The 10,952-nt window shown below is 57.6% G+C and carries 9 protein-coding genes; 2 read left to right on the top strand and 7 right to left on the bottom strand.

What is annotated here, in order from left to right:
* Positions 1 to 113: 113 nt before the first annotated feature.
* Positions 114 to 584: a rhodanese-like domain-containing protein gene (locus ACR0IU_RS03420; protein ID WP_480715253.1), complete on the top strand. Its 471-nt coding sequence runs from the start codon at positions 114 to 116 to the stop codon at positions 582 to 584.
* Positions 584 to 1,399: a CE1 family esterase gene (locus ACR0IU_RS03415; protein WP_480715252.1), complete on the top strand. Its 816-nt coding sequence runs from the start codon at positions 584 to 586 to the stop codon at positions 1,397 to 1,399. Before ACR0IU_RS03420 ends, ACR0IU_RS03415 begins: the two co-directional genes overlap by 1 nt.
* On the opposite strand, the gene mdoH is transcribed toward ACR0IU_RS03415, so the two are convergent.
* From mdoH to ACR0IU_RS03380, 7 genes are all read right to left on the bottom strand, one after another.
* Entirely contained in the window at positions 1,400 to 3,271 is a 1,872-nt protein-coding gene (mdoH, locus tag ACR0IU_RS03410; protein ID WP_480715251.1) for a glucans biosynthesis glucosyltransferase MdoH, read from the bottom strand. It abuts the gene before it with no gap.
* Positions 3,268 to 4,767 carry an OpgD/OpgG family glucan biosynthesis protein gene (locus tag ACR0IU_RS03405; protein ID WP_480715250.1) on the bottom strand — a complete coding sequence of 500 codons (1,500 nt, stop codon included), beginning with the start codon at positions 4,765 to 4,767 and terminating at the stop codon, positions 3,268 to 3,270. The genes mdoH and ACR0IU_RS03405 overlap by 4 nt, the downstream gene beginning before the upstream one ends.
* Positions 4,764 to 5,981: an OpgC family protein gene (locus tag ACR0IU_RS03400; protein WP_480715249.1), complete on the bottom strand. Its 1,218-nt coding sequence runs from the start codon at positions 5,979 to 5,981 to the stop codon at positions 4,764 to 4,766. The genes ACR0IU_RS03405 and ACR0IU_RS03400 overlap by 4 nt, the downstream gene beginning before the upstream one ends.
* Before the next feature lie 35 nt (positions 5,982 to 6,016).
* The gene (locus ACR0IU_RS03395) at positions 6,017 to 7,387 is read right to left on the bottom strand and encodes a tetratricopeptide repeat protein (RefSeq protein ID WP_480715248.1); all 1,371 of its coding nucleotides are present in this window, start codon (positions 7,385 to 7,387) and stop codon (positions 6,017 to 6,019) included.
* 180 nt (positions 7,388 to 7,567) lie between these two features.
* Complete coding sequence (locus tag ACR0IU_RS03390) at positions 7,568 to 8,752, bottom strand: CaiB/BaiF CoA transferase family protein (RefSeq protein ID WP_480715247.1); 1,185 nt, start codon at positions 8,750 to 8,752, stop codon at positions 7,568 to 7,570.
* The gene (locus ACR0IU_RS03385; RefSeq protein WP_480715246.1) at positions 8,739 to 10,358 is read right to left on the bottom strand and encodes a thiamine pyrophosphate-binding protein; all 1,620 of its coding nucleotides are present in this window, start codon (positions 10,356 to 10,358) and stop codon (positions 8,739 to 8,741) included. The genes ACR0IU_RS03390 and ACR0IU_RS03385 overlap by 14 nt, the downstream gene beginning before the upstream one ends.
* A gap of 79 nt (positions 10,359 to 10,437) precedes the next feature.
* The gene (locus ACR0IU_RS03380) at positions 10,438 to 10,902 is read right to left on the bottom strand and encodes a DUF302 domain-containing protein (RefSeq protein ID WP_480715245.1); all 465 of its coding nucleotides are present in this window, start codon (positions 10,900 to 10,902) and stop codon (positions 10,438 to 10,440) included.
* Between the last annotated feature and the right edge of the window lie 50 nt (positions 10,903 to 10,952).

Below are 10,952 nucleotides of genomic sequence, written 5' to 3'. Positions count from 1 at the left end.
ATCGCAAAGTTGTTCGGGGGGCGATGACAATATCTTGAACAACGCGCGCGAACAGGGGCGCGAAATGGTGGCGTGCTTGTGATATGACCCAAATTTACATCAGGAGGCGCAATTTGGCAGAACACGCGATCAAAACCCGTCGATGGGTCTTGCTTGGAGCAGGAACGGTGATAGCCGGAGGCTTGGCGCTCCGAGAATACCTTTTGATTCCACAGGATTACGCAGGACATCAGATCGCGGTTTCCACTGCCCACCAGCACGTGCGGCAGGGGAATATTGTTCTGATCGACATCCGTACCCCTCGCGAATGGCGCGCAACGGGGATCGGTGAAGGTGCCCATCCGCTCGACATGCGACGCGAAGATTTTGTGCCCGTTTTGGATCAATTGCTCGAGGGCGATCGCACCGCGCCGGTGGCATTGATTTGCGCGCGTGGTGTACGTTCTGCCCGGTTAAGCAACCAACTGACCGAAGCGGGTTTCACCAATGTCATCAATGTGCCTGAGGGTATGTTGGGGTCGGCCGCCGGACCAGGTTGGGTTCGTGCGGGTCTGCCAGTCAATGATTACAAAGAGGATACGTAATGCGAGCGAGATTATTGCTGGCTTTGGGCCTTGCCTTTACGGGGGAAACCGCTCTGGCCGTTTGCGGTGATCAAGATGGGGTTTGCAAGACAGATGCAGGCGCGTATCAGATCGAGTTGCCGGCAGCTGACAATCCGCCGCTAGTCGTATTCATGCATGGCTACGGTGGCACGGGTACTGGGACACTCAAGAACAGGGCAATGGTCGATCCGCTCCTGAATCGCGGCTACGCCGTGATGGCCCCGGAAGGTTCCGAGCGGAATGGTCGTCAAAGCTGGAACTTCTTCCCTGGTTGGGACGGGCGTGATGAGGCCGCATTTTTGACCGAAGCCGTTCAGGATGCGGCCAAGCGGTTTGACGTAGACCCCGGTCGCGTGGTGCTAAGCGGTTTTTCAGCGGGTGCATTTATGGTTTATTATCTTGCTTGCGCGGCGCCGGAAACGTTCTCGGCCTATGCACCGGTTTCAGGCGGCTTCTGGAGGCCACATCCCGAGACTTGCGAAGGACCGATCCGTCTGTTCCACACCCACGGTTGGACAGACAATGTGGTTCCGTTGGAAGGGCGCATACTGGGCGGAGGCCGGTTCCATCAAGGTGATATCTTTGCTGGATTGGAGATCTGGCGCGTTGCCAATGAATGCGTCGATACCAAACCCAGCGGGTTTTCAACCACTGGCCAGTTCATGCGTCGGAACTGGATGGGATGCGCTGAAGGAAGCGCGCTGGAATTCGCGCTGTTTTCAGGTGGACATACAGTGCCCAAAGGTTGGGCCGATATGATGGTGGATTGGTACGAGGGCTTACCCGGCAGTTGATTATTCTGCTGGGGTGACTATGCCCTTGCCTTCGATCAGGTGCTTCAACTCCTCACGATAGCGCCGTGCCGACCGGGTGATAGCAGGCTCGCTGACGTCTTCGCGCATCCCGACCATGCGACGCGCAGCGCCCGCTGATACGCCGCTCAGCGCCGAAAGCGGGATTGCCAACGCAAGACTGATCGCGATTGGGGCCAACCAAACTGAGACGAGACCAGCAAGAATACCAACGCTCAATGCCACACCGCTTACGGTTTCCAGCGCGTGGCACAAGATCAAGGTCCGCACCCCATAGCTGCCGCCATCGCGGGCCTGCGGTGACCAGCCTTTTTGAATGCCCAGAGCAGTCCGGAAAACCGCGATCATCTGCTGCACCATTAAGATCGGAGCATAGAGAACGGACAAAACGACCTCGGACAGGAATGAAGTAAAGAACTTACGGGTGCCGCCGAAATCGGAATATCGTACGCCGCTGAGGGGCAGTGCGGCCACGCCCAGAACCTTGGGGGCCAGCAGCATTGCGTACATCACCAAAATGATCAGTACGTGGCGTGTTTCGGACATCTCAGGCCATTGCGGGAAAAGCGGATTATCGGGGCTGAAGTAATGCAGAACCGAGGCATCCTTGCCCTGGCCGATCAAAGCCCACATCACCAAAAGCGCAAACCATAGCGGCGACATCAGATATCCGACCGCACCGTGAAACATATGGAACCGCGAGACTGCGCGGAAGCCGGTCGAACCAAGCAGTTTCAGATGCTGCAGGTTGCCCTGACACCAACGGCGGTCGCGCATGGCGTGGTCGATGAGGGTGGGTGGTGTTTCTTCATACGATCCGCGAATGCGTGGCAAAAAGCGCACGGCCCATCCGGCGCGACGCAGCAGTCCGGCCTCGACGAAATCGTGGCTCATGATCAGCTTGTCCTGCCCATTGAGAGATTTCAGCTTCGGCAAGCCCGCGCTAGAGGCAAAAGCGCTTGTGCGGATGATGGCGTTATGGCCCCAGTAATTACCTTCTTGCCCGCACCAGCGGGCCAGACCTTCGGCAAATGCGATACCATAGACACCATTGGCAAATTGCTGCATCCGGGCGAAAACCGACTGCGCGCCGATCAGTTGCGGATAGCTCTGGATCAGGCCTGCACCCGGATCACGCGCCAGCGCGTCGGTCAAACGGCTGATCGCGCGACCTGTCATCAAGCTGTCGGCATCCAGCACCAGCATCGCATCCCAATCCGCGCCCCAGCGGCTGACCCAATCGGCAATGTTCCCGACCTTGCGATCCGTGTTTGTAGGGCGGCGGCGATAGTAAAGCTCCAAACCTGGTGCCAAGGTTGTCCGCAACGCCTCAACGCTGGCCTGTTCCTGCGTGGCGATCTCGGGTTCGCGCGTGTCGGACAGGATGAACATTGCATAATGGTGCTGACCGCCGCGTTGCTGCAGGTCTTCAAGCATTGTGCGAGCATTGCCCAGAACGTTCCAGGGCACCTCGTTGTAGACCGGCGTCAACAGCGCCACGCGCAGCGGTTGCGGTCGGCCTTCGCGATTGGGCTGCTCCTGACGGGACAGCGAAACCATGCCCAGCAACACGGTACAGACCGTGAATGAAATCCAGAAGAAGTTGAAAGAGATCAACGTTAGCAGGATACCTTCGACCAGGTTGATCCCTTCGGCGCTGAACCAGTCAGACATGACCCAGAGCAGGCCCAAAGTTGCCGCCATCGCCGGTGAAAAGGCCAGCGCACGCCAGAATCCGGCTGATGGTCTCCGATCACTAGTCGGGGCCTGCGCATCGCGGAACCCCTGCGCAAAGTTCTGCGCGGGCATCGCCAGAGGGGCCTCGGGCGGCATGATATGAAGATCGCGGCTCATGAGGTCCAACGGTATAGCCAAACTTCAGAGGCCGGCTGTTTGTCTTTCAGCAATTGCGCGCGCAATTCGACATGGTTGCGTTCACCAGGTTCAAACGAGAACGCCAGTCGTAATCCACCTGTATCTGGATTACGCTGCAACACTCCGTCCGACGTCTCAGCATGAGGCGAGTCGACAAAAACAGTCATCTCCTCGGGGTCGTCAAACAGATCGCTTGGTTCAAAGTCGATCACGGCCAACCGTCCTTCGCCAAAGGTATTATCGCCCATGGCCGTATTGATGACCCGCGCGACGGGTGTGCGCTGAGGTTCTTCGCCCCAGATCAGGCGATAGGACATATCAACTTGGCTGCCTGCCGCGTACGGTTCCATCGGCCGCCAGTAGGCGACGATATTGTCATAGATTTCCTGATCTGCGGGTATTTCTACCAGCGTGACAGAGCCCTTGCCCCAGTCCCCATTGGGCTCGACCCACAGGCTCGGGCGCTTGTGATAGTTGGCCTCAAGATCAGCGTAGTCTGAGAATTCGCGCTTACGCTGCATCAGGCCGAAGCCACGTGGATTCCTATCCACAAATGAGGCGATCTGCAGGCGGATTGGGTTGGCCAATGGCCGCCATAGGACTTCGCCCGCACCATTCCGGATCAGCAACCCGTCGCTGTCGTGAACTGCGGGGCGAAAATCATCGAACCGGCTGTGATTGGTCTGATCGAACAGGAACATGGATGTGCCTGGTGCGATGCCGACATGGGTCAGTTCGGTGCGTGGAAACAGCGTTGCGCTGACGTCCATGATGGTGTCGTCACCTTGCGTGATTTCAAATCGGTACGCACCACTGACGCTGGGGCTGTCCATCAGGGCGTGGACCACCATGTTCCGCTGTCCCGATGCCGGCTTTTCGAGCCAGAAGCGAATGAAATCGGGAAATTCCTCCCCATCGGGATCGCCGGTTTTCAGCGCCAAACCGCGTGCTGACAAACCATATGCTTCGTGCAAACCGATCGCGCGGAAATAGCTGGCACCCTGAAAGACGCAGAACTCGTCGGTTAACCCGGGCCGATGCATCTCGGCACGCAGGCGGAACCCCGAAAAGCCCAGTGTTTCATCTGCAGGCAAAGAGGGAACGTCTTCGCTTTTTGTGAACATGTCCAGATCAAAGGCAACAGGTGTCACATGACCATGGTCGACGGTTGAAATTTGCACTGCGCGAGGGAAGTAAAGTCCGGGTGCGAAGAAATCGACTTCGAACGGTGACTTGGTGTTGTACCAAAGGCCTTTTTCCAACTGGAAACGGATCGAGCGATATTGCACATAATTCAGATCCTGCCATTCTTGCGGCACCATCTCGCGTTCTACATAAGGTCGGCTCGCCAGATCGCGCGCCATTTCGATAACTGTGTTGCGGTCAAAGGCGACCTCACCGCCGGTCGCATGAGCTGCCGGAGCGAGGATCAATGCCGTTGATGATGCGAGGAAAGCGCGGCGTGTAAAATTCATTTCTTAGTCTTCCAAGGGTGTGACTTAAACCACGCGGCCAGATAGGCCACGCCGATGATCATGGCAAAGCCAATCATGTTGGCGACAAAGACACTGGCAACATCCCGCCCACTCAGGTCCAATCCGACGCCGATAAGTCGTGCTGCAGCCATGGAAAATACAAAGACCGCAAGCGACTGCTGCCCGACTTTGGTGATGACACTCAGCAGCAACTGCCAAACCTTCGCTGCGGCTCCCTGACCGGTGGCGATCAGGCGATGGCCATGCTCACCGGCAGCAACCCAGCCCAGATAGGCCAGTGAGAGGAAATGCAAATATCGGAAAAGGCCAAAGTCTGTCTTGTTGCGGAACTCTTTGGTTACCGGCCAGACTTTGCGGATTTCATCAGCCAGATCGGGTGCTGCGGAATTTATCCAGGTAAAAACCTTCCACGAACCAAACGGCATCGAGAAGATCAGGAATAATGAGGCCGCCCAGATCAACGTTTTTGAAACCGGCGGGGCGGGAATCCAGCCGCGCATGAACGCGAAGCCAGTGAAGAACAGCAATTGCCAGCCAAACGGGTTGAAGAACCATTGCCGATCCGACCAGGGCTCAGCAGGCAGATCAAGATAGTCGTATTGCGCAATCAGCCAGATCGTGACCGATGCCAGCGCGACTGCCCAAAACCCGATGCGATGCAGCCCCATGAACAGCGGCATCATCGCAAGCACCACCAGATACATCGGTAGGATGTCAAAATAGTTGGGCACATAGGTCAGCGTAAACAGCCCCACGATCTGCGGTGCAGGATCATTGAAGAAATGCTGCAGATTCAGCGACGAGATATAGTTTTTCTCGAACAGCCCGCTTTGGTTCAGCGCTGCCATAGTCATAGCGACGAAGAAAAACAGACAAATATGCGCCCAGTAAACCTGCCAGATACGGAACGAGACGCGCGCGGTGCCCATCAACCAGCCCTTGCGCATGAACGCTCCGCCAAAGGCGATGGCCGAGGCCATGCCGGAGCAGAAAACAAAGATTTCGGTTGCATCCGAAAACCCGAACCGGGCAGGAATCCACTTGGCCCAGGGATCGTTCGGGATATGGGCAATAAGGATGATGAACATCGCGATACCGCGATAGAAATCAAGGCGCGGGTCGCGCGTGCGGGCAGGGGCAGCGCTTTGAGAGGCCACCGGAGCAAAATCAGAAGCGGGCGATGCAGTCGCCATACGGTTTCTGTCCTTCTTGGTCTTTTTTATTGTTCTTATTCGGCGGGGACGCTTTGTGCGTCGCCATTGTCGCGTGCGGCCTCGATCAATGCGCGGCGGGCGAGGGCATAGTTGTCTTCGCCACCGGAGCGCTTGGCGCGGCGATCGTCAAGAATGCGCTCGACAGCATCCAGACGGCCGGCGCGCAGGCCGGAATCAATTGTGATGCGCTCGAATACATCACGTTGGGCGTGGCTGCCGCCAGCCAGCTGCATTCCACCACGTGCGTCTGACAAAAAGTCAAAGGCTTGGCCATAGAGACCTTCGCCAAAGGCCTCAAGCCCCTTGGCCGCAGCAACGCCGGGATCAGACATGCGGATCGGCGTATCGCCCAGGTTGCGCTGGGCATCGCTCTGGATGCGGTGCAGTATTTTGCTTGTCGCATCCGAACGGTTGTCGCCAGTCAGGGCCAGCAAGTAATGCAGGTCGGCAAAGATTAGGCAGCCGTCTTCGGTGCGGGCGGCACTGAGATCGGCCAGTTCTTCCCAGCGATTGCCGACATCCACGCCCTCAAGTTCCAATCGGGACAACAGCGAAGTGGCGTTCGAGATATCACGGTAATCGTCGGTCTTGTCCTGACGGATGTGGTGATCATACAAAGCCATCACTTGATCGACCTGACCCAGATCCAGATGCATCAGCGCCTTGTGCCACCACACATGATAGCGGAAATTGTTGCAATGCGCCCAGGCATCCTCGCGCCCCGCAAGCCAGTCAAGACCCAGCTGTGCGTTGCCCGTCATCTCATGCACATGCGCCACGGCGTGCAATCCCCACGCATCGTCGGAAACCATCCAAAGAGCCTGACGCCCGGCGATCTCGGCTTTCTCGTAGGCACCCGTTTCCTCAAGAGCAAATGAATGGCAGCCCAGCAGATATCCACGCCCAGCGTGGTCGGGTTCGTAAGCGGGCATCACGCGCTCAATCGAACGGCGCATACCTTGCGAATCTCCCAAAACGAACCGAGTGGCGTGGCTGAGTTTCATCGCCAGAGTGTCAGTGGGGTGAGTCCGCAGGATCTCTTCGAATTTCTGCACCGCTTGCGTGGGGAGGTCAGCCATATACATAGCCAATGCCTCGACATACAGCCTTTCACGGGCCGAAACCGGTTGACGCTCCATCGCAGCATTGGCTGCGGTCAATGCTTCGGCTGCGACCGCGATCATCTCGCGCCGTCCCAGCAGGACCATGAACAGACCTTTGATCGCGTGACCCAGGGCAAAGTCCGGCTCAAGCTCCAGCACCTTGCCCAGATGTTGCGGCGTGACAGCTGCGTGCGCCATGAACCCAAGGAGAACACCATCCCACGCCTCGACGCTTGCGGGCTGGGTCAGGGTGTTCATCTGTCCAAAGACGTCTTGTTTCATGCTTGGGTCCAATCTGATTGCGGCATTCTATAGTGTTTGATGTAACAGAGTGTGTCGCGGGGTCGTAACAGTATCGACCCTGCTCTCGAATTGGTGAAAACGCGTGTGTGGAAAACGCGAAAAAAACCGCCGATTCAAGGGCATGTTTCAGCAACTTGCCGCCTAATCGGGCAGAGTGTTTCAATCTTCGAAGGGATTTTCTGCGTTTAGAACAGCTTGTGTGTCAGCCCCGCAGACCGGAGGCGCACTGCGATATGTCACAGGCGTACGTGACAAGTTCAGGGGATTCCCGATCAAACGGACTTCACCGGGGTCGGCCTGCATGGAGACCTGCATCTGCCGGGCGGCGACCTGATCAGAGGCGAAGACCTGATCAAGTGTTTGCACAGGACCAACCGGTACTTTCAGCTCCTCCAGTCCTGCAATTACGCTGTTGGTATCCAGCGCCTGTACGGCAGGGCGAAGAATTGCATTCAATGCGTCACGATTTTCAAGACGGGCAGGATTGGTGGCAAATCGCGGATCGTCAGCAAGCTCTGAGTGTTGGATGAAACTGCAGAATCTTTTGAACTGGCTGTCGTTTCCGACCGCAAGAATCACGTGCCCGTCGCTGGTTTCGTATACATCGTAGGGGACAATGTTTGGATGCCCGTTGCCGCGCCGTTGAGGCACATTGCCCGAGGTCAGGTAGTTCACACCCTCATTGATCAGCCAAGCCACTTGCGAATCCACCAGCGCAAGGTCGACCTGCTGGCCTTCGCCGGTTAGATCGCGATGCCGCAGAGCCGCCAGAATACCGACGCAGGCGTACATGCCGCACATCACATCGGCGATGCCAACGCCCACCTTCATTGGTGCGCCCTCAGGATCTCCAGTCAGCGACATAACCCCGCCATAGCCTTGTGCCATCAGGTCATAACCGGGTTTCGACGCGTTCGGGCCGGTCTGCCCGTAACCCGAGATCGAGCAATAGATGAGGCTGGGAAACTCTTTGGACAGCGTGGCGTAGTCGAGTCCGTATTTCGCCAGCCCGCCGGGTTTGAAGTTCTCAATCAAGATATCCGCATGAGACGCCAGTCGCCGGATTTCCGCTTGCCCTTCCGCCGAGGCGATATCCAATGCGACCGATTTCTTGTTACGATTGGATGACATGAAATAGGCGCTCAAATCCGAGCGGTTGCCATCCGCGTCTTCAACGTAAGGAGGGCCCCATTGCCGTGTATCGTCCCCCCCGGTCGCGGGGTTTTCGATCTTGATGACGGTGGCGCCCAAATCACCCAGCAGTTGCGTGCAGGTCGGGCCAGCCAGAATGCGCGACAGATCCAGTACCTTGACGCCCTTCAGGGGTCCTTCAGATGCGGCCATCATATCCTCCACGATCGATTTCCGCAGCAATGACAGTGAATTTGTCGGCTTTCAACGCCTGATCCAGCGCTGCCCGCAATTCGTCGCGGTTGCGCACCGTATGACCGTACCCGCCAAAGGCGCGCCCCATGGCTGCAAAGTCGTGGCGGTCGAAATCGACACCTCGATTGCCCATCTGGCGCTGGCGTTGCTTCAATTCAATCAGGGCAAGGCTGGCATCGACAAACACAAGAAAGATCGGGTTGCCGCCTATTTCGGCGGCGGTCGAAAGCTCTCCGGCGACCATCAGAAACCCGGCGTCGCCCGAGAAGCTGATCACGGGGCGGTCCGGTTCAGCCAGTTTCAAGCCAATCGCCATTGGAACAGCGCACCCCATTGTGCATAGCGCCGAAGACTGGATCAGCCCGCGTTCCTCTGAACATTCCCACATCTGGCTGAGCAGAATGCGATGGGCGCCACTGTCGGCTGTGGCGAGCGTTTCTGCCGGTAACGAGGCACGGGTTTCCGCGATGATCGCCGCTGGCCCCCAGTCTTCATCGGTTGGGAAGGCTTCTGCCAGTGCTGTCTTGACTTGATCCGGTTCACCATTCGGCCACGTATTTCGGGCGGGGTTGCCTTTCGCGATAGCCTCTAGCGTTGCGCCGGTGTCGGCGACTAGATTTAGTCCGGCCTGATGCATGTAGTGATCGTTCACAACGGCTGATATGTCGATCACGCGCTTGTCTTCAGGATCCCAAATCTCGCGCCAGCCGGGGCGCATCTCGATAGGGTCGTAGCCCAGGCACAGTACCAGATCAGCCTGTTCTACCAGCGGAACCAGATGCTTGTCGGCCAGCGGAGACAGACCCGCCCCACCCAGGCACAGCGGATGATCCTCGGGCACCACACCCTTTGCCTTGTAGGTGGTGACGAATGGAATGTTGAAATGCTCCAGAAACGCCCGCACGACGCAGCGCGAGTCGTCGTAGAGAATATCGAGACCAATGATCGCCAAGGGGCGTTCGGCCTCGGCCACCCAACGGCGAGCCTTTTCCAGACATTCAGCGCCAGGTGCGACGGGTGCGACTTTCGCGAGACGACGGTGTTTAACCCCCGATACGCGCGTATCGGCCACCGAGATTGGCACATCGATGTGCACCGGACCGGGGCGCGGCTGGTTCGCAAGCGATACCGCCTTGTCGGCGATGATATCGGCCCCGTCAGCAGTTAGCCTGAAAGTGCCCTTGGTGATCGAGCGGTAGACTTGCGAGTGATCCATCACCTGATGAGTGTAGGTCAGCGCTTCGTCCGCATCGACGCATCCGGTCAACACGATCATCGGCACCCGATCCTGCAGAGCGTTCGCGACCACGTTGATCCCATTCATCGCGCCGGGGCCAAGCGTGGCCACCAGAATCGCAGGCGCGCCATCGCGATGATGAACGGCTTCGGCCATGAAGCCGGCTGCGTTTTCATGTTTGGTCAGATGAAAGGTGATACCTGCGCTTTCCAGCGCATCCACCAAGGTCAGAACCTCGCCACCGGGCATTCCGAACGCGTGGCGGCATCCGGCCTCGAAAAGGCGTTGTGCCAACAGATCCGCAGCGCGGGGGGACAGGTCCTGCATCAATCAAGCTCCGACAAGTTTATCTTTCAGCAGATTGCGGAGGACGCGCCCGGACGCAAGCAGCTTCACGTCAGTGTGACTATTTGACGGCGCTTTCCGCCACGGCCTGAAACTTTTCGTCTAATTCGGCGGCAATATCGCGCAGCGCCTCACCGCCTTCATCCGTATATGGGGCGAACACAAAACTTGGCGTTTTGTAGGACAGGGTCGCAGTGCCATCCTTGTTCTCGGTCACGTAGAAACGGATGGGCGCTTCGATCATCGCATTCGTCGAGGTTTCAAGGACCCGAACTGCGTAGTCGTTGTTGAATGCGCCGATCACTCGGTTGCCCGGAATGGTAATGCCGCGCGAGGCCGCTGCTTTGGTCGGTCCGGCCTGAGTGACCACGATCAGGCCGTTCTCTTTTACCGCGGCCTTTGTGTCTTCCATGAGGCTCTCATAGCTTTTTCCGCTGGAGTAGATCGCCCATCCTGCAAGAGGTTCGATGCCGTCGGCCCACGCAGGCATGGCCAGCAGGCAGATCGCAGCACAAAGCGCCCTCATGTTCTATCCCTTCCTGTTGATTGGAGAATAGATGACAGAAAACCGCTGAA

It is taken from the genome of Ruegeria sp. CL5, assembly GCF_056536485.1.
The sequence above is the reverse complement of the archived record's forward strand: the minus strand, read 5'-3'. Positions and strand labels throughout refer to the sequence as shown.

Excerpts from the sequence above, each read along its gene's own strand:
- ACR0IU_RS03380 (WP_480715245.1), bottom strand. The coding sequence starts at position 10,902 with ATGAGGGCGCTTTGTGCTGCGATCTGCCTGCTGGCCATGCCTGCGTGG.
- ACR0IU_RS03415 (WP_480715252.1), top strand. The coding sequence starts at position 584 with ATGCGAGCGAGATTATTGCTGGCTTTGGGCCTTGCCTTTACGGGGGAA.
- mdoH (WP_480715251.1), bottom strand. The coding sequence starts at position 3,271 with ATGAGCCGCGATCTTCATATCATGCCGCCCGAGGCCCCTCTGGCGATG.
- ACR0IU_RS03395 (WP_480715248.1), bottom strand. The coding sequence starts at position 7,387 with ATGAAACAAGACGTCTTTGGACAGATGAACACCCTGACCCAGCCCGCA.
- ACR0IU_RS03385 (WP_480715246.1), bottom strand. The coding sequence starts at position 10,358 with ATGCAGGACCTGTCCCCCCGCGCTGCGGATCTGTTGGCACAACGCCTT.
- ACR0IU_RS03405 (WP_480715250.1), bottom strand. The coding sequence starts at position 4,767 with ATGAATTTTACACGCCGCGCTTTCCTCGCATCATCAACGGCATTGATC.
- ACR0IU_RS03400 (WP_480715249.1), bottom strand. The coding sequence starts at position 5,981 with ATGGCGACTGCATCGCCCGCTTCTGATTTTGCTCCGGTGGCCTCTCAA.
- ACR0IU_RS03390 (WP_480715247.1), bottom strand. The coding sequence starts at position 8,752 with ATGGCCGCATCTGAAGGACCCCTGAAGGGCGTCAAGGTACTGGATCTG.